This window comes from Bacillus sp. FSL P4-0334, assembly GCF_038004825.1.
Lineage (GTDB): Bacteria > Bacillota > Bacilli > Bacillales > Bacillaceae > Bacillus > Bacillus velezensis.
Genome location: NZ_JBBORX010000001.1, coordinates 3653952 through 3673034, shown reverse-complemented (window position 1 = coordinate 3673034; position 19083 = coordinate 3653952). Strand labels below are relative to the sequence as shown.

Sequence of the window (19083 nt, the reverse complement as noted above, 5' to 3'; positions counted from 1 at the left end):
ATCCGGCAGTTTTTTTATGTGATGCGTTCTTCACTTCTTTCCTGGATTCATGTAAAATAAGACATGAAGATTTTTCGACAAATTCACGTTTCCTGATTTGTCAAACTTAATTTTTAGTCGAAAAACCTAGAAAATGCTAGAAAAACAAAGATATACCACTATTATTGGTAAATATGGATTTTTTAAAAGGGGAAGTAGTGGTTTTGTCGAATGTAACATGTAGCAGTCAAATGGGTTGCGTCCTGTTAATACATTGGGGGAGGAAGAAACGTGGAGAAAATTAAAGTTTGTGTTGCTGATGATAATCGAGAGCTTGTAAGCCTGTTGAGTGAATATATAGAGGGACAGGATGATATGGAAGTGATCGGCGTTGCTTATAACGGACAGGAATGTCTTTCTTTGTTTAAAGATAAGAATCCAGATGTGCTCGTTTTAGACATTATCATGCCGCATCTGGACGGACTTGCGGTTTTGGAGCGTCTGCGGGAATCAGAGCTCGAGAAGCAGCCGAACGTCATCATGCTGACGGCATTCGGTCAGGAAGACGTTACGAAAAAAGCCGTCGATTTAGGCGCGTCCTATTTCATCCTGAAGCCGTTTGATATGGAAAACCTTGTCGGCCATATCCGCCAGGTAAGCGGAAATGTCAGCAGTGTCACACACCGTGCGCCGTCCGCGCAAAGCAGTATTATCCGCAGCCAGCCGGAACCGAAGCGGAAAAATCTCGATGCCAGCATTACAAGCATTATCCATGAGATCGGTGTGCCTGCCCATATCAAAGGCTATCTTTATTTGCGTGAAGCCATTTCCATGGTGTATAACGATATTGAACTCCTCGGCAGCATCACAAAAGTCCTTTATCCCGACATCGCCAAAAAATTCAACACGACCGCAAGCCGTGTAGAACGGGCCATCCGCCACGCCATTGAAGTCGCATGGAGCAGGGGAAATATTGATTCCATTTCTTCACTGTTCGGATATACGGTAAGCATGACAAAAGCAAAGCCAACCAACTCGGAATTCATCGCGATGGTTGCTGACAAGCTGAGATTGGAGCATAAAGCTTCGTAACGCAAGCTTTTGGCCATATGTCTTTTTCGCGCCTTCTATTCCGTGCATGAACGCGGAAGAGAAGGCGTTTTGAAATTTTGCTGGCGAAAACAATGGAAATCACTCACGCCGTTACTTGTTCTATAAATGCGGGATCTATGACGTCTACACGTATAATACCGGAGCTGATATTTTAATGATTTTGCCGTCTCTGAAATAAAAGCGGGGGACGCGGCGGCTTAACACAGATAAGACTTCGTAGCTGATCGTACCGAGCATTTCGGCAATTTCATCAACGGAAATCTCGGCTCCTTGTTGTTTACCGTAGATGACGACTTCTTCTCCTTGTTTGCCCTCATTCTCACCTAAACTGACCATGATCATATCCATTGTCACTCTCCCCGCTACCGGCACCCGTCTGCCGCGGTGCAGAATAAACCCGCGGTTGGACAGGGCGCGGGAGTAACCGTCAGCATAGCCGATCGGAATCGTCGCGATGATTTCACCCGGTTCGGCGATATATGTGGCGCCATAACTGACGGTCCGGGGATCTGTCACCATGGCTTTCACATAAGCGATACGCGCCTTTAAACTTAGTGCGGGTGTGAGATCTACGAGGTTCAGTTCCTTTATCGAGGCGGACGGATATAAACCATATAACCCAATGCCTAAACGGATCATGTCGGCGCTGAATTCCGGGAATGCGATAGCGGCGGCTGTATTGCACATATGCACGGTAGGCAGCGTAATGTCTTGATTTTTTAAAAAGCGGAGAAAGCTGATAAACTTTTCGTGCTGCAGCATCGTCAGCTCAGTGTCCGGTTCATCCGCTGTTGAAAAATGTGTAAAGATGCCATCCCATGACAGATATGTACTCGACTTGAGCGCTTTCACCACTGCTAAAAGATCTTCTTCCGTACGCACACCCAGCCGGCCCATTCCCGTATCCACATTGATATGAATGGACAGCCGTTTCGAATCTGCTTCTTTTTCCAATATCCGATTCGCTTTTTTGATCCAGCTGACTTGAAACGCTGATAATGTTATGTTCCAAACGGCAGATTTTTTCACACAGCTGAGAGCTGTGAAGCCGAGCACAAGAATAGGTGCCGTAATTCCCGCTCTCCGTAACACAATTCCCTCTTCGACGCTGGCGACAGCGAGCTCGCTCGCCCCGCTTTCCAGTGCCTGCCGCGCTACTTCCACAGAGCCGTGGCCATAAGCGTTCGCTTTTACGACGGCCATAATTTTAGACGTATTCGGAATATGGCGGCGGATCGCCCGTACGTTCTTTTTTATCGCATCAAGGTCAACTTCAATCCAAACTTCCCGGCAAAGTTTTTTCATCACGATTCCTTCTTTCCTTAATGAGTTTCAGTACTCATGCTTTCAATCTGCATTCTATTCACCTTGAACTGAAATCATTCAAAACAAGGGAAGGTGATCGCTGATGTTTAAAAATCAAGTTTTTGGGAAATCAGTGTGGCTGCTTTATTTATGCTGAAAGGGCTGCATGGCAGCCCTTAAATTGACTTTACAATATTCTGATCTGAAAATTGATGTTCAAACATTTTGGACTGGCTTACAGCATTGTTTTGAATGACAATGCCGATATTTCCCCCTCCGGCACCGAAAACAGTTTTTGATGCAGTCAGCGGACTGATGGATATGGCGCCGCCAACATTGACAACTCCGTTTCCTGATACGTTGTTTATCGTAATCGGGCAACCGCTCATTCTATTTTTTCTCCTTTCTCTCACAGTCTACTAACTATATGTACGCTGTGATATGGAATAAGATTAAACAAAACGGCAAAAAGAATCCGGCTGCTGCCAGCCGGAAAGGGAGGGAAATACGGATGTCATAGTGTTTTCGTTACATTTTGATCAGAGTATTGAGAGCTTGAAGATTGAGATGTACTGGATTGATTCATTTGCAGGACCATCCCTGTATTTCCCCCACCTGAGCCGTAGACGGTTTTTGATACGGTTAAAGGACTTATCGAAAACGCACCGCCGACATTGACAACCCCGTTTCCGGAAAGACTGTTAATCGTAATAGGAAAACCAGCCATCATATACGGTCTCCTTTCTATTAATCTATTTACTATATGTACGCTGTGTGTTAGAAATAGGAGTAAACAAAGCGGTAAAAACTTGTAAATCAAAAAAAACTGCCGGACATGGGACTGACCCCCGTTTTTGAGACAGGGATCAAAACACCTTTAAGCAGCCAGCTGTCGGTATGTGACCGGCGGCTGGTTGTTTAGTTTCGTTTGAATACGAATGTTGTTATAATAGTGTATATAGGTTTCGACAGTTTGTTCTACGATGGTCGTCGTAGTGCTTTCCAACCTGTCGAGGTAGAACGTTTCAGACTTTAGTGAGGAATGAAACGATTCGATGGAGGCATTATCAGCGGGCGTCCCTTTGCGGGACATGCTCATGGTAATGCCTTTTGTTTTAACAGCTTTCTGATACTCATAAGATGTATAAACAGAACCTTGGTCACTATGTAACACACAGTTCTCTGGCAGTGCGGGCAGCTGATCAAGTGTGTGTAAGACAAAGTCTGTGTCCTGTCTATCGCCAATCGTAAAAGCAATCACTTCTCCATTGTATAAATCCAATATACTGGAAAGATACAATTGTTTCTGCCCATAAGGCAAATATGTGATATCCGTTACTAGCTTTTCCAGAGGGCGATCAGACTGAAAGTTCCGATCCAATATATTCTCGGCCACGGCATATGGCTGCCCATTCTTCTTACGCTTTTTCACCTTAACCCGGCATTGCCACTGATTCTTCTGCATAATGCGCTGAACCGTTTTATGATTCATACGCATTCCCTTTTTTAATATGGCTGTGATTTTCCGATAGCCATATCGATACTTGTGTTCTCGGCACAACGTGCCGATTTGTTTTTCTAAATGGTATTTAGGGTTATCTTTCATCAGATTCTTCTTCCAACGATAATAAGATGCTCGTGAGATACCTAAATGAATACAGATATCCTTTATGGTCATTGTGCTGCGCAATGCTTCTACAAGCTCGACTGGCGTTTCGCTATCAGCTTCCTTTCCAATTCGTTGTACTTTTTTAACACTTCATTCTGTTGTCTCAGATAACGATTTTCTGCCTGCAGTTTCTCTAATTCGGAAGAATACTCTGGACCTTTTCCATAAGAATATTGCTTTCCGACAGGTTGTTCGAATCGATGTGTGTCCCCAGCTTTATACCACCTGACCCATGTCTGCACCTGCGTCTTATTCTTTATATTCAATTCCTGCATGATCTCCTTCACAGGCACGCCCGCCAATCTCATTTCTACAGCCTTCTGTTTGACTTCAACCGGATAACTCACTCTTGCCCTCATAGAAAAACACCTCCAAGTCTAATTTCGGATAACAACGATCCGTTTTCAAACTTGAAGGTGTTTTTTGTTTGTCTCATATTATGGGGTCAGTCCCCATCCGGCAGTTTTTTTAGTCTACTTTTCAAACGGCACCCAGCCGCCTGTATTCTGAATCATTTCCCATAACGGTTCAGGAAGTCGGTATTTCTCAATTTCAGATGCTTGAATGGCTTTTTCGATTTCCTGTTCGCGGCCTTCTTTGACCAGCACCGCCCATTCGGGGTTAATCAAAATGACACGTCCCAGAGCCACCAGCGGAATTCCGCTTTCTAATACAGCAAGCGCTTCGTCCGCGGTATAGATGGAACCGACGGCCATCAGCGGCACTTTATGGCCGACGCGTTCGTTTAATAAATCCATCCGCGTCCGTGAAGAATCCGCCCCGCGGCGGGCTTTGGAGTTGACATCCATCAGTGAAATATGCAGATAATCCAAGTTCTCTTCCGCAAGCGCGTCGGCGAGCATGAATGTTTCTTTCATTGTAAGCCCCGGTGTTTCCGGCTCTTCCGGTGACAGGCGGTAGCCGAGAACGAATGGATTTTCAGCGTGTGTATCAATTGCCTGTTTGACAGCGTCAACGACTGCAAGCGGGAACGCAAGGCGCTTTTCATCGCTTCCGCCCCAGCGGTCTGTGCGCCGGTTTGTTTTCGGTGAATAAAATTGGTGAATCAGGTACCCGTTTGCCCCGTGAATTTCAACACCGTCAAAGCCGGCTTCAATCGCTCTGCGTGTCGCTTCGCCGAATGCTTTCACGATGTGCTCAATTTCTTGTTCGGTGAGAGCCCGGGACGTTTGTCTCCCGTCTTCTTCTGAGCCGCTCGGACTGACGACGTCGTTGTTTGGCACGAGTTCAGGAGGGCATTCCAATCCTCCGTGGTGAATCTGCACAACGGCTTTCGCTCCTTGAGACTGGATCGCCTGAGCGAGTTTTTTCAAGCCGGGAATGTGAGAATCATCATAGATGCCGGGCTGGCCTGGAAACGCTTTGCCGTCCGGCGTTACGTTTGCACATGCCGTAATGACCATGCCCATTTCTTTTGAACGGGGAGTAATGTAGCTTAATTCACGGTCGGAAATCGTTCCGTCATCATTTGATGAATAGTGTGTCATCGGTGCGACTGAAATACGGTTTGGTATGGTGACGCCGCTTTCGAACGTAAAAGGTTCAAACAGCGGTTTATAAGTTTGCTTCATCATTTCGCCTTCTTCCTTAGGAGTTTAACTCGTCCGTATTCTAGCTTATGTTTTAATTGTGTGCAATTATTTTGCTTGTTCTTCTTCCTGAGGTTATGACCGGCTGAACCATTTAAACGAATGAAACGGTTTTCTCCGTTCCTTTTCAGGATCTTTATATCCTCCTGAAATTTGATGGCCGATCGAGCTGAATATGACAGCGGCGGCGAAGAGGAGAATGATTTTTTTCATATACATATCTTCTTTCTTATCTTTTACAAGGTTATTTATAAGCATACGCTTGTGCGAAAAAACCGTCAATTTGTTTTTATTTATTCTTTTTTCCACTTTCCTGCGGCGAATATCGTTCCGATCTGAATCACAACACTTAACAGAGCGCACACTGCCACAACTGTGTTGCTGTCCATAGAAGACACCCTCCTTTTTGTTAGGTTGATGTATCATATGACAGCTGTCTCTGTTTTGACAAAACCGTAATGCGGTGTTTCATATTTTTCAACACAAAAAGGGCGCTTTTTTAAGCGCCTTTACTTTTTTTTCAGCCGGTTCAAAGCGATTTGAACGGCGATGGCGTCATCCAGGTAGCCGATCGGAAACATGTAATCCGGAATGACGTCGGTCGCTAAAATATAATACAGCAGCGCGCTCCCGAGAATCGCGCGGTCTTCAGCCGGTGTTGATTCATCCATATACTGATGATGCATGTTTTTCAAATGATCAATAAAAGGGCCGACGCTTTCTTCATTGTCCATTTTCTTTTGAAACTCATCGCAAATCAGGCGATGGCCCTGCTGGGTTTTGGCATATTGTTCATATCTGGTCAGTTCGCGCTCAATTTGCTCCCGGGAAAAAGGCTGATCAAACATCTCGGCCATATTCAGCATATCCTGAATCGCGTGCATCGGGTCTTGCGGCGCAGCTTCTTTTTCATGGCCGATGTCTATGCCTGACGCCTCAAGCAATTCCTCCAGCGGGGTGCGGAGATGTTTTGAAAATTCCTGAAGATGCTTTAAATTGGCCTTCTGCTTGCCGTTTATAATCCGGGAGATGGTGGCCGTATCAATGTTTGTTAAGGCGCCGAGTTTTCTCATGGAGAGCGAGTGCTTATCAAGCAGTGATTTTAAAAGGGGCCCCAGTGTCGTATTTTTATTTTCTGTCAAGGGTGTCACCTCGTTTCCGCCGGAATGATGATCATTAATCAATAATTTTTGCAGAATAGGTACCTTTTCTGTGCTGCTGAATAGGATAGTGTAGATTCAACGGCACAACATGTTGAAAAGACATCAAAGAATGGAGAGAAACGAACATGGCTTGGTTATTGATTTTAGGTTTGGCAGTGTCCTCGAGCATTGATAATTTAGGAGTGGGGATGTCATACGGCATCAGAAAAATCAAAATATCGCATGCGTCAAATATGATGATCGCTTTTATCTGTTTTGTATTCAGTTATATCGGAATTTATTTCGGCAAATGGATTTCAGCCGTTTTACCGGGCTTTCTTCCTGTATTACTGGCGGCGTTTATTTTATCTGTCATCGGTATCCGCATCATTCTGCTGGCTGTGCCGAGAAAAACAGCGCGTGTTGGCGCGTCAGGAAAAAAAGGCCGTTTTGCCGGTCTGCTGCAAAATCCGGAGGCAGCGGATGCCGACGGTTCGGGAGAAATCGGTATATTGGAATCCATGGTTCTCGGGGTAGCCGTATCCGCAAATGCGCTGACCAACGGATTAAGCGCGGGGTTGATCGGGCTTTCTCCCGCTGCCATTTCCATCACTGCGGCGGTCGGAAGCTTTCTGACCATATGGATCGGCTGCTCGCTTGGAAAAAAAGCCGCGTCACTGCGCATCGGTTCTTTTCACATCGGACAGTTCAGCACGGTGCTGAGCGGAGTGATTATTCTCATCATTGCCGCCAATACGCTGCTCTTTTAAGTTGTCCCGTTCATTTTATGAAAAGCTCAAAATAAATATGAATGTTTCTATTCGGGAGAGCGCATGACGCGGCTCTCTTTTTTTGCCGATCTGATATTTTTTCAAAATGAACAGAAAGTCGTCCGTTTCCGTTAAATTCTGCATATTCGGCCTTCAGACAGAACCTTTTTCATAGACTGATCAGCTTGTTTTCTTTCTAAGTTCAGGTAAACAGCAGGTCAGATAGCCTTCATTCCAAATATGGAAAAGCGCTGGAGGAATGGAGGCTCCCTTTACAAATCGGTCATTCTGTTCAAAGATAAAGCCGAATGAGAAAACGTGAGGTGATCTGTGTGAAGTCTGTCATACTTCTGATCTTCACCGCATGGCTGTTATCAGGCTGCGAGTATACCGCGGAGGCTGATGCGGCGCCGTCATTTACACAGGAAGGAACATTTATAAAAGCGGCCGGAAACGATACGATCGCGGTCGAAATTGACGGAGAAAGGCAAGAGGTGAAGGTGCCTTTCGCTAAGCGGTTTGAATGTCAGTCTCTGCCTGAACATACGGCGGTGCAAATCACCTATAAAAAAGAGAGCAACGGACAATTACGGCTTGAGGAACTGAAAAAAGAAACAGATATGTGAAAACGGGGAGGAAAAAACGTGGGTTTACTGACAAAAAGTGCTGCTGCCTTCGGTGCCGCTCTTCTTCTGCTTGCGCCGTCTGCTTATGCAGCTGAACCTTTGCAAGGGAAAACCATTTATATCGATGCCGGACATGGCGGAGAAGACAGCGGGGCCGGCGGAAATGGACTGCTTGAGAAAAACATCAATTTAGCGGTGTCAAACAAGGTGATCGCCAAATTGGAGACAGAAGGCGCAAAACCTGTTGCTTCAAGGACTGACGATACTTTTTTACGTTTGGACGAGCGGGTGGCGAAAGCAAGCGCCAGCCAATCCGATTTATTCGTCAGCCTCCATACGAATTCAGCCGTCTCAACGGCATCGGGCACGGAAACGTATTTTAATTCGACATATGAAGGAGCAGACAGCGAAAGGCTTGCTTCCGACATCCAGCAGCAGCTTGTCACGTCTTTAGGGATGAAGGACAGAGGCGTAAAAGAAGCTCCTTTTTATGTCATTACATATTCAAAGATGCCGAGTGTGCTGGCTGAATTAGGTTTTATCACAAATCCTCAAGATGCGGACAAGCTGAAAAGCGATAACGGACAAGAGCACGCCGCGGACGCCGTTGTAAACGGAATCGAAACCTATTACAGCGGACGGTAATTATAAAATATGTGTAAATAGCGCCCTCCTTATGTGCATAACGAATATAATAGAGAAAACCGATGACAAACACCTGAGGTGACACATATGACGAATATTTTTGCCCACCGGGGGGCGTCGGGCGACTGCCCTGAAAATACGATGCCCGCGTTCAAAAAAGCGATTGAGGACGGGGCTGACGGAATCGAACTTGATGTACAGATGACAAAAGACGGCCGGATCGTGGTCATTCACGATGAAACACTCGACCGCACGACGTCTTTGAAAGGATTTGTGAAAGATACGGCGTATGACAAAATCAGAACCGCTGATGCCGCCGGAAAATGGAAAGATGCTTTTAAAGGTGTCAGAATTCCGCTTTTGTCAGATGTGCTGCGTTTTGCGGAACGTGCTGATTTTCTGATAAACATTGAGCTGAAAAACAGTGTATTCCGTTACGAAGGAATGGAAGAAGAAGTGATTAAAAAAGTCAGATATTACGGACTGGAAAAGCGCGTTATTTTTTCTTCATTTAATCATGAGAGTCTCGCGGTTTGCTATGCCCTGGCGCCTGAAATTGAGCGGGCGGTGCTGACAATGGATGTGCTGTACCGGCCTGAACGGTATCTTGCCGCCATTCCCGCTTCGGGTTATCATCCGAAGCTCGGTACGCCGGCGGTGAGCGCTGAAGTGATCAAACATCTTGCAAAACACCAAGCGGCGCTCCGTCCGTTCACCGTCAATCGTCCTGAGGATATGAAGCAGCTGATGAAAGCGGGAGCAGACGCAATTTTTACCGATTATCCAAAGCTGGCTGTTTCTATAAAAGAAGAATGCCGCAGCTGAGAAGACTGTTCAGACAGTCTTCTTTTTTTATGGGCGGGAAAAAGGCGGTGCACTCATAACTCGGTCAGCCGGTTCATATATTGTAACAGTTTTGTGTAAGCGTTATCTTTTATCTTATTGAAAGTGAGGCAAAATTGTGGGAAAAACGGTTATCGTCAGTGCGGCAAGAACGCCGTTCGGAAAATTTGGCGGCACATTAAAAGAGGTAAAGGCGGCCGAGCTTGGCGGCATCGCCATAAAAGAAGCAATCAAGCGCGCCGCTATCAGTGAAAGCGAAGCGGAAGGAACGGTGATGGGAATGGTCGTCCAGGCGGGTGCCGGGCAGATTCCGGCACGGCAGGCTGCAAGATATGCCGGGCTTCCGTGGTCCGTTCCGGCTGAAACCATTAATAAGGTCTGTGCATCAGGGCTCAGGGCCGTTACCATCTGTGATCAAATGATCCGGGCGAAAGATGCGGACGTGCTGATTGCAGGCGGAATGGAAAGCATGAGCAACATTCCGTACGCCATTCCGGCCGGCCGCTGGGGTGTGAGGATGGGGGACGGGGTGTTTCAGGATTTAATGGTTCATGACGGGCTGACCTGTGCGTTCGACCAGGTGCATATGGCTGTCCACGGAAGCACTGCGGCCAAAAAGTACGGCATTTCCCGGGATGAACAGGATCATTACGCTCTTTTGAGTCAGAAACGCGCGGCTGAGGCGGCCGAGGCGGGCAAATTGCGTGAAGAAATTGTCCCCGTCACCTGGACCGGCAAAAAGGGCAAACAGCATACCGTTGAAGCGGATGAGGGGCTGCGCCCTGATACGAGCCTTGAGCAGCTTGCAGCGCTCAAGCCAATTTTTACAGCCGACGGAACGGTTACAGCCGGAAACGCTCCCGGTGTAAATGACGGGGCAGGAGCATTTGTGCTGATGTCAGAGGAAAAAGCCGCGAAGCAGCATGTCAGGCCGCTCGCAGCGATACTTGGCTTTGCGTCAGTCGGACTGGAAGCGTCCGAGCTGGCCAGCGCGCCGGGAGAGGCCATCAGCCGGCTCTTGACAAAAACCGGACTGTCCGTTGACGATATTGATTTGTTTGAGGTAAATGAGGCATTTGCGTCTGTCGTGCTGGTGAGTGAAAAAATAGCCGGGTTCAGCCGGGAAAAAGTGAATGTAAACGGAGGGGCAATCGCGTTCGGCCACCCGATCGGCGCAAGCGGAGCGAGAATCATCATGAGTTTAATATACGAATTAAAGCGTCGCGGAGGAGGTTTAGGCATAGCGGCTATATGCAGCGGAGCGGCTCAAGGAGATGCCGTCCTGCTTGAGGTGTACTGATCAAAGGAGGGAGCGCCGGATGAAGATGAAAACAATCATGGTCGCAGGTGCGGGTCAGATGGGAGCAGGCATCGCGCAGACGGCTGCAGAAGCCGGGTTTGCCGTCAAGTTATACGATTGGGAGCCGGAAACGGTAACAAAAGGTCTTCACCGCATAAAGACAAACCTGGAGAAAGAGCAGGCAAAAGGACGGAAGACACAGCAGGAGACAGATGCCGTTTTCAGCCGTATTTCCCCGGCAGAGCTCACAGAAGCGGGAGATGCTGATTTTGTAATTGAAGCCATTGCAGAAAACAAAAAAGCAAAAGCAGAATTGTTTGACACACTAGATAAAATCTGTCCCCCTCATGCCGTATTGGCAAGCAATACGTCTTCTCTTCCCATTACGGAGCTTGCCGCGGCCACAAAAAGGCCTGAAAAAGTAATCGGCATGCATTTTATGAATCCGGTTCCTGTCATGGAGCTTGTCGAAGTCATCAGAGGACTCGCCACATCGGAAGAAACGGCGGAAACAGTAAAGAAGCTTGCCGTCCGGATGAATAAAACCCCTGTCGAAGTCAATGACTTCCCGGGCTTTATATCTAATCGCATATTAATGCCGATGATTAACGAAGCCGTTTATTGCCTTTACGAAGGAGCAGCTTCAAAGGAAGCCATTGATGAGGTGATGAAGCTCGGCATGCGGCATCCGATGGGTCCTTTAACATTAGCTGACTTCATCGGGCTGGATACGTGCCTTTCCATTATGGAGGTTCTCTATGCGGGGCTCGGAGATTCGAAATACCGCCCATGCCCTCTGCTCAGAAAATATGTCAGCGCCGGCTGGCTCGGCAAAAAAAGCGGGCGCGGTTTTTATGAGTACGGCAGATGACGTAAAGATCATGAGGGGAGACGGCAGCCATGCATTTTACAGAAGAGCACATCATGATGAGAAAAATGGTGCGTGATTTTGCCCGCAAGGAAATCGCGCCGGTGGTTGAGCTCATGGAATCAACAGATGAATTTCCGGAGCGGCTGATTAAAAAAATGGGCGAAGCGGGATTGATGGGTATTCCCGTCCCGGAAACTTACGGCGGGGCGGGTGCTGATACAACATCTTACATTTTAGCGATTCATGAAATATCAAAAGTCAGCGCGGCCGTCGGCGTTATTTTGTCCGTCCACACATCGGTAGGGACAATCCCGATTTTGCATTTCGGGACAGAAGCCCAAAAACAAACGTATATTCCGAAGCTGGCAGCGGGCGAATATATTGGGGCTTTTGCGCTTACTGAGCCTCAATCCGGATCTGATGCGGGAAGCCTGAAAACAACGGCTGTGCGAAAAGGCGGTTCATATATTCTGAACGGTTCAAAAATCTTTATTACAAACGGCGGAGCGGCAGATCTGTATCTGACATTCGCCATAACCGATCCAGGTAAGGGAAGAAAGGGAATTTCCGCGTTTATCGTTGAAAAAAACACACCCGGTTTTTCTGTCGGAAAAAAAGAAAAAAAGCTCGGACTGTTAGGTTCCAATACTGTCGAATTGCAGTTTGACCAAGCGGAAATTCCGATTGAAAACCGGCTCGGCGAAGAGGGCGAGGGCTTTTCAATCGCCATGAAAAACCTTGACGTCGGACGGATCGGCATAGCGGCTCAGGCGCTCGGGATTATCGAAGCGGCGCTCGGCTGCTCGGTGGAGTACGCCAAAACCCGCAGCCAGTTCGGCAGACCCATCGCTTCGAATCAGGCCGTTTCATTTAAATTATCTGACATGGCGACGAATGCGGAAGCTGCCAAATTATTGGTCTATCATGCTGCTGATCTGTATCAGCGAGGGCTTCCGTGCGGAAAAGAAGCATCTATGGCGAAGCAATTCGCGTCCGATGCGGCGATGAAAGCGGCGGTGGAGGCTGTGCAGATTCACGGCGGCTACGGCTATATGAAAGAGTATCCCGCGGAGCGTTTATTTCGGGATGCGAAAGTCACGCAAATTTATGAAGGAACCAATGAGATTCAAAGGCTGATTATTTCTAAGTATCTTCTTCAATAAAAAGTGCGCAAAGGAGCGAAACCATGGAATCTTATTCTCCCGGTTTAGATGGCGTCATTGCGGTGGAAACGGGGATTTCTTTCCTGGATACACAGCAGGGCAGTATTTTAATCAAAGGCCACGATCTGATTGAGCTTTCTAAAACGGCCGGCTATATGGACATTGTTCATCTCTTATTGGAAGACAGACTTCCTGATGCGAAAGAGAAGGCGGCGCTTGAAGAAGACGTTCGGCGCGGCGGGCACCTTCCCGAGGAAATCTTGCACATATGCCGTCTGCTGCCCGAACATACTCACCCGATGGACGGACTGAGGACGGGTTTGTCCGCGCTTGGAGGCTTTGACAAGGACATCGATGACCGTTCATCTTCCGTAAATCAGCACCGCGTACGCGGACTGATAGGCAAAATGCCGAATCTGACGGTCAACAGCTATCGAGTCATCAACGGGCTGGAGCCTTTGGCGCCGGTTGGAACCTTATCATACAGCGCAAACTTTTTATATATGATTACCGGAAAAACACCGTCATCTTTGGAAGAAGAAATCTTCGACCGGTCGCTTCTTTTATACAGTGAGCATGAATTGCCGAACTCAACGTTTACGGCCCGTGTCATCGCTTCGACGCAATCGGATATTTACGGCGCGCTGACCGGAGCCGTCGCCTCGCTTAAGGGAAATCTTCACGGCGGAGCGAACGAAGCGGTTATGTACATGCTTGAAGAAGCGAAGGATACAGACGGATTTACACAATTATTAACTCAAAAACTCGCAAACAAAGAAAAAATCATGGGCTTCGGCCACCGTGTCTACATGAAAAAAATGGACCCGAGGGCGCTCATGATGAAAGAAGCGTTAAAAAAGCTGTCTGATCTTTCAGGTGATTTCCGTCTTTATCATATGTGTGAAGCCGGCGAAACCGTCATGCGGGAGAAAAAAGGCCTTTATCCGAATTTAGATTACTACGCAGCGCCGGTCTATTACATGCTCGGCATCCCAATACCGCTGTACACGCCTATATTCTTCAGCGCACGGACGGTCGGACTGTGCGCACACGTCATTGAACAGCACAGCCGAAACCGGCTTTTCCGCCCGCGTGTCCGCTATACCGGAGCGCGCCTGTAAACAGATGAGAAAGGAAGATGAAAACATGACAGAACCCCGCCGAATGGACGCTGTAATCGAAGAGATCTCTGATTACGTGCTCCATCAGGAGATTGACAGTTCAGAAGCTTTTACTACGGCAGGACATGTGCTTCTTGATACGATAGGCTGCGGAATTTTGGCGCTCAGCTATCCCGAATGTACAAAGCTGCTCGGCCCGATTGTCCCGGGAACCGCCGTGCCCAACGGCAGCAGAGTCCCGGGCACGCCTTTTGTTTTAGACCCGGTCACGGCTGCTTTTAATATCGGCTGTATCAACAGGTGGCTCGATTATAATGATACGTGGCTTGCGGCGGAATGGGGTCATCCGTCTGACAATCTCGGAGGCATATTGGCTTGTGCGGATTATATATCCAGAGTGCGGATTTCAGAAGGGAAAGAACCGCTTACCGTGCGCGATGTGCTTTGCGCAATGATCAAAGCGCACGAAATTCAAGGAATTCTCGCTTTGGAAAACAGCTTAAACAGAGTGGGGCTTGACCATGTGCTGTTTGTGAAAGTGGCGACTGCGGCTGTTTGCGCGCAAATGCTGGGCGGCTCAAAAGAGGAAATCAATAACGCCGTATCTCATGCCTGGATTGATAATTCAAGCCTCAGAACGTACCGTCATGCGCCGAATACCGGATCACGCAAATCATGGGCGGCCGGCGACGCGACGAGCAGAGGCGTATATTTGGCCCTTATGGCGCAAAAAGGTGAAATGGGGTACCCGACGGCTCTGACCGCATCTGGGTGGGGATTTCAAGACGTATTGTTTAACCGGCAGGAAATGAAGCTTGCCCGCCCGCTTGGGTCCTATGTGATGGAGAATGTTTTGTTTAAAGTATCCTACCCGGCTGAATTCCACGCCCAGACAGCGGCGGAATGCGCGGTCCGGCTTCATCCTGAGGTGAAAGACCGCATCGAAGACATTGACAGGATCACGATTATGACCCATGAGTCGGCTATCCGGATTATCGATAAAAAAGGGCCGCTTCACAATCCGGCTGACCGGGATCACTGCCTCCAGTATATTACGGCAATCGGGCTGCTTTTCGGAGATATCACGGCGGATCATTATGAAGAGGAAACGGCGTCTGACCCGCGAATTGATACATTGCGGAGCAAAATGGAGGTGACGGAACACAAAGCGTACTCAAAAGATTACTTAGACCCGAATAAGCGATCCATATCAAATGCCGTACAGGTGCATTTTACAGACGGCACGGCTACGGGACGGATTGAATGTGAATACCCGCTCGGGCACCGGTTCCGCAGAAAAGAAGCCGTTCCGAAGATTCTTGCCAAGTTTTCAGCAAACATCAGCACTCATTTTTCATTGAAGCAGCAGCGTAAAATCAAAGAGGCCTGCGAACATAGCGGCCGAATGCAGAAGCTCAGCGTTAGTGAATTTATGGACTTATTTCTCGTATAAAATAGGAGGGTGACAAACATGACGTGGATCGTCAGCAAGCAGTCGTCTCAAGAGGAGCTTGCAGAGCGGTTCCGTACGCTGATGGCAGCGCCGGATCTATTGCAGATCCCTGGCGCTCACGATGCGATGGCCGCTCTTATCGCCAAGAAAACGGGGTTTTCGGCTCTTTATTTATCAGGCGCGGCTTACACGGCGAGCAGAGGGCTGCCCGATTTAGGGATCATCACGTCGGCGGAAATGGCTGAACGGGTTAAAGATCTGGTCCGCTCGACTGATCTGCCCGTCCTTGTTGATATTGACACGGGTTTCGGAGGAGTGCTGAATGCCGCCCGGACGGCGAAAGAAATGTATGAAGCGCGCGCGGCCGCCGTCCAGATGGAGGATCAGCGCCTGCCGAAAAAATGCGGACATCTGAATGGGAAGCAGCTCGTGCCGATTGAAGAAATGGCGCAAAAAATCCAAGCGGTCAAGCGGGCCGCGCCGACTCTTCTTGTTGTTGCGAGAACAGACGCCAGACAGCAGGAAGGATTGGAGGGGGCATTAAAAAGGGCGTCCGCTTATATAAAAGCGGGTGCTGACGCTGTTTTTCCGGAAGCGCTCCAATCCGAAAGTGAATTCAGAGCGTTTTCCAAACAAATCAGTGTGCCGATTCTCGCAAACATGACTGAATTCGGAAAAACGCCGTATTACAGTGCTGATGAATTTTCCGATATGGGCTGTCAGATGGTCATTTACCCGGTCACGTCACTCAGAACGGCGGCCAAGGCTTTTGAGCGTATTTTCCGCCTTCTGAAAGAAGAAGGCTCGCAAAAAGAGGGGCTTTCGGATATGCAGACGAGAAAAGAATTATATGAAACGATCGCTTACGATGACTATGAAGAACTGGATCAATCCATTGCCAAAACGATACTGCCGGACGACTGAAAAAGCCCTTTTTTTGCAAGGGCTTTTTTTACAGCTTTTTTTTCCTGAACCGCGGGCTGACTTGATTGCGTTTCCGATCTCTGTACAGAATAAACCCGGCCAGAACATAAAGGCCGAACAAAAAAAACGCCAATCCGGCCGCCCCCTGAAGAAAAAGGGACGGAAACGGGGAAAACGCATGCCCGAATAATGCATCTCTCATCAGCTTAATGCCGAGCGCCGCGACAGCGCCGGGGAGGACCAGAATCAAAAGCGCAACAAGCCGGCTCATATTCAGAAAACCCCTTTACGATATGTTTTCCTTTATTGTCCAATCGAAAAAATATTTTGTCAAGAGATCAAAACGTGGTAACATAGGGGTTGTGCAAATTATTGCAACGGGAAATACAGGTGTGCAAATTTTTTCATATAAAGGGGTATCGGGATGCAGAAGGTGCTGATTATAGGTGCTGGTAAAGGAGGCACGGCGCTCCTACAGATTTTGATGAAAACAAAGCTGATCCGGATTATTGCGGTGGTTGATCAAGATCCGGAGGCGCAAGGGCTGCAAGAAGCCCGGAAATATGGAATTGCAACCTCATCAGATTGGAAACCCTACATAACTGAAGATATAGATATTATCATCCATACAACAGGCGATAAAGCGGTCATGGATGAGCTGCTCCATGAGAAAAAAGAACAAACCATCGTCATGCCGGGAAAATTGGCGTACATGGTGTTTCAGCTGATGGAGGAAAAACAGCAGCTTATCCAAATGCTGAAGTCGCAGACGTATAAGCATGACCGGATTTTTAATTCAACGCACGACGGCATGATTTTTATAGACGTCAACGAAACGATCATTTTATTTAATCAGATGGCAGAAAAAATGGTCGGCCAAAAACGGGAGGATGTCATCGGCCGCCAAATTAAAGATGTAGTGCCGAACACAAAGCTGCCGCGGATTCTGGAAACGAGAGAGCCGGAATATAACCAGAAGCAGCTTCTCGGAAAGCACCTGCAGATTGTCACGACAAGACTGCCGATCATTGATGAAGGCGGAAAACTTCTCGGCGCGTTATGCGTGTTTAAAGATATCACCGACGCAGTTGAACTGGCGGAAGAGGTCACGAACTTAAAACAAATCCGCACCATGCTTGAAGCGATTATACAATCGTCAGACGAGGCCATTTCCGTCGTTGATGAAAACGGCATCGGAATGTTAATCAACAAAGCGTATACAAAAATGACCGGGCTGTCAGAAAGCGAAGTCATCGGAAAACCCGCTTCCACCGATATCTCAGAAGGGGAGAGCATGCACCTGAAAGTATTGGGGACAAGGCGGCCCGTGCGGGGTGTGAGAATGAAGGTCGGCCCCAATAAAAAGGATGTTATCGTAAATGTTGCCCCCGTTATTGTGGACGGTATTTTAAAAGGCAGCGTCGGCGTCATCCACGACGTGTCAGAAATTAAAACGCTGACTGCTGAGCTGAATCGGGCGCGCCAGATCATCCGCACGCTTGAAGCGAAATATACGTTTGACGACATTATCGGCACGAGTGAACAAATGCTGGTCGCCCTTGAACAGGCGAAGCTCGGGGCGAAAACGCCGGCGACGATTCTGCTGCGGGGAGAATCCGGCACAGGAAAAGAACTTTTCGCCCACGCCATCCATAATGAAAGCGACCGAAAATACAATAAGTTCATTCGGGTCAATTGTGCGGCCTTGTCTGAATCACTGCTAGAATCCGAGCTTTTCGGCTATGAGGAAGGCGCGTTTACGGGCGCGAGGCGCGGGGGCAAAAAAGGACTTTTTGAGGAAGCGAATAACGGCAGCATTTTCTTAGATGAAATCGGAGAGCTGACCCAAAGCACCCAGGCAAAGCTGCTCAGAGTTCTGCAGGAAAAAGAAATTATCAGAGTCGGCGGCGCTAAAGCGATTTCTGTCAATGTCAGAATTATCGCAGCGACAAACGTCAACATCGAAAAGGCCATGGCGGAAGGCGCGTTCCGTGAAGACCTGTATTACCGGATTAACCGCTATCCGATCTCAATCCCGCCGCTTCGGCAGCGCAAAGAAGATATTGAAGCGCTGAGCATTCGGCTCATTGAAAAAATCAATCAGGATTACGGCCGCAATGTAAAGGGGCTCACGCCGAACGCGCTGCGAGCTTTATCAGCCTACAGCTGGCCGGGAAACGTCCGGGAGCTTGAAAATGTTCTCGGACGGGCAATGATATTTTTAGAGCCGCACATGGAACGGATCGAACAGCAGCATCTGCCTGTTTTTGAATCAGAGCTGAATGAAAAAAACGGCACCCAAAGTGATTTTCCGGATGTGGAAGGGGAAAAGCTGTCTCAGGCTGTTGAAAAATTTGAAGCGCACGTCATTCAAAAAACGCTTGAAAAGCATAAATTCAACCGAACCAAAACGGCAAAAGCGCTTGGTGTCAGCATTCGGAATCTGTACTACAAAATGGACAAGTACGGCCTTGCAAATGACGGCATGCAATAAATTGCAGAGAAAGCGCAAACAGCTGCATGTTTTCTTGAAGAAAGCCGGAATAAAC

Annotated in this window: 20 protein-coding genes; 12 read left to right on the top strand and 8 right to left on the bottom strand. The window is 48.0% G+C overall.

Features of this window, described 5'->3' with window-relative positions; all coding sequences use genetic code 11:
* The first annotated feature begins 270 nt into the window (after window positions 1–270).
* Complete coding sequence (spo0A, locus tag NSQ37_RS18385) at window positions 271–1071, top strand: sporulation transcription factor Spo0A (protein ID WP_003153177.1); 801 nt, start codon at window positions 271–273, stop codon at window positions 1069–1071.
* Between the two features lie 144 nt (window positions 1072–1215).
* On the opposite strand, the gene alr is transcribed toward spo0A, so the two are convergent.
* The 7 genes from alr to NSQ37_RS18350 form a co-directional block, all read right to left on the bottom strand.
* Window positions 1216–2397, bottom strand: a complete 1182-nt coding sequence (gene alr / locus NSQ37_RS18380; RefSeq protein WP_007408361.1) for an alanine racemase — start codon at window positions 2395–2397, stop codon at window positions 1216–1218.
* A 176-nt stretch (window positions 2398–2573) separates the two neighbouring features.
* Entirely contained in the window at window positions 2574–2786 is a 213-nt protein-coding gene (locus tag NSQ37_RS18375) for a spore germination protein (protein ID WP_003153181.1), read from the bottom strand.
* Window positions 2787–2911: 125 nt separating this feature from the next.
* A complete protein-coding gene (locus NSQ37_RS18370; RefSeq protein ID WP_007408362.1) occupies window positions 2912–3124 on the bottom strand; it encodes a spore germination protein in 213 nt (70 codons plus the stop codon).
* A 150-nt stretch (window positions 3125–3274) separates the two neighbouring features.
* A protein-coding gene (locus NSQ37_RS18365; RefSeq protein WP_094031235.1) for an IS3 family transposase occupies window positions 3275–4425 on the bottom strand; the annotation gives its coding sequence in 2 pieces (ribosomal slippage) (window positions 3275–4152 and window positions 4152–4425; 1152 coding nt in all).
* Window positions 4426–4539: 114 nt separating this feature from the next.
* Window positions 4540–5658, bottom strand: coding sequence for an NADH-dependent flavin oxidoreductase (locus NSQ37_RS18360; RefSeq protein WP_015240192.1), 1119 nt, complete (start codon window positions 5656–5658; stop codon window positions 4540–4542).
* A gap of 93 nt (window positions 5659–5751) precedes the next feature.
* Window positions 5752–5889 carry a hypothetical protein gene (locus NSQ37_RS18355; protein ID WP_014470646.1) on the bottom strand — a complete coding sequence of 46 codons (138 nt, stop codon included), beginning with the start codon at window positions 5887–5889 and terminating at the stop codon, window positions 5752–5754.
* A gap of 296 nt (window positions 5890–6185) precedes the next feature.
* On the bottom strand, window positions 6186–6818 hold the full coding sequence (locus tag NSQ37_RS18350; RefSeq protein WP_007408365.1) for a helix-turn-helix domain-containing protein: 633 nt from the start codon (window positions 6816–6818) through the stop codon (window positions 6186–6188).
* A gap of 146 nt (window positions 6819–6964) precedes the next feature.
* On the opposite strand from NSQ37_RS18350, the gene ytaF reads away from it, so the two are divergent.
* The 10 genes from ytaF (at window position 6965) to prpB (ending at window position 16534) form a co-directional block, all read left to right on the top strand.
* A complete protein-coding gene (gene ytaF, locus NSQ37_RS18345; protein WP_076424956.1) occupies window positions 6965–7588 on the top strand; it encodes a sporulation membrane protein YtaF in 624 nt (207 codons plus the stop codon).
* 308 nt (window positions 7589–7896) lie between these two features.
* On the top strand, window positions 7897–8214 hold the full coding sequence (locus NSQ37_RS18340; protein ID WP_014721488.1) for a hypothetical protein: 318 nt from the start codon (window positions 7897–7899) through the stop codon (window positions 8212–8214).
* An 18-nt stretch (window positions 8215–8232) separates the two neighbouring features.
* Window positions 8233–8859, top strand: a complete 627-nt coding sequence (locus NSQ37_RS18335) for an N-acetylmuramoyl-L-alanine amidase family protein (protein WP_017418119.1) — start codon at window positions 8233–8235, stop codon at window positions 8857–8859.
* A gap of 87 nt (window positions 8860–8946) precedes the next feature.
* The gene (locus NSQ37_RS18330) at window positions 8947–9684 is read left to right on the top strand and encodes a glycerophosphodiester phosphodiesterase (protein ID WP_099566896.1); all 738 of its coding nucleotides are present in this window, start codon (window positions 8947–8949) and stop codon (window positions 9682–9684) included.
* A gap of 136 nt (window positions 9685–9820) precedes the next feature.
* Complete coding sequence (locus NSQ37_RS18325; protein WP_099566895.1) at window positions 9821–11002, top strand: acetyl-CoA C-acetyltransferase; 1182 nt, start codon at window positions 9821–9823, stop codon at window positions 11000–11002.
* A 19-nt stretch (window positions 11003–11021) separates the two neighbouring features.
* Complete coding sequence (locus NSQ37_RS18320; protein WP_039254529.1) at window positions 11022–11873, top strand: 3-hydroxybutyryl-CoA dehydrogenase; 852 nt, start codon at window positions 11022–11024, stop codon at window positions 11871–11873.
* Window positions 11874–11902: 29 nt separating this feature from the next.
* Window positions 11903–13036 carry an acyl-CoA dehydrogenase gene (locus NSQ37_RS18315; protein ID WP_043020801.1) on the top strand — a complete coding sequence of 378 codons (1134 nt, stop codon included), beginning with the start codon at window positions 11903–11905 and terminating at the stop codon, window positions 13034–13036.
* Window positions 13037–13059: 23 nt separating this feature from the next.
* Complete coding sequence (gene mmgD, locus NSQ37_RS18310; protein ID WP_007408375.1) at window positions 13060–14157, top strand: citrate synthase; 1098 nt, start codon at window positions 13060–13062, stop codon at window positions 14155–14157.
* Between the two features lie 25 nt (window positions 14158–14182).
* Entirely contained in the window at window positions 14183–15610 is a 1428-nt protein-coding gene (locus NSQ37_RS18305; protein ID WP_025284981.1) for a bifunctional 2-methylcitrate dehydratase/aconitate hydratase, read from the top strand.
* A gap of 18 nt (window positions 15611–15628) precedes the next feature.
* On the top strand, window positions 15629–16534 hold the full coding sequence (prpB, locus tag NSQ37_RS18300) for a methylisocitrate lyase (protein ID WP_043020803.1): 906 nt from the start codon (window positions 15629–15631) through the stop codon (window positions 16532–16534).
* 28 nt (window positions 16535–16562) lie between these two features.
* Here the strand turns inward: prpB and NSQ37_RS18295 are convergent, their stop codons facing one another.
* Complete coding sequence (locus NSQ37_RS18295) at window positions 16563–16805, bottom strand: DUF2627 domain-containing protein (RefSeq protein ID WP_007408378.1); 243 nt, start codon at window positions 16803–16805, stop codon at window positions 16563–16565.
* Between the two features lie 153 nt (window positions 16806–16958).
* On the opposite strand from NSQ37_RS18295, the gene NSQ37_RS18290 reads away from it, so the two are divergent.
* Entirely contained in the window at window positions 16959–19028 is a 2070-nt protein-coding gene (locus NSQ37_RS18290) for a sigma-54 interaction domain-containing protein (RefSeq protein ID WP_015240180.1), read from the top strand.
* Window positions 19029–19083: the final 55 nt, after the last annotated feature.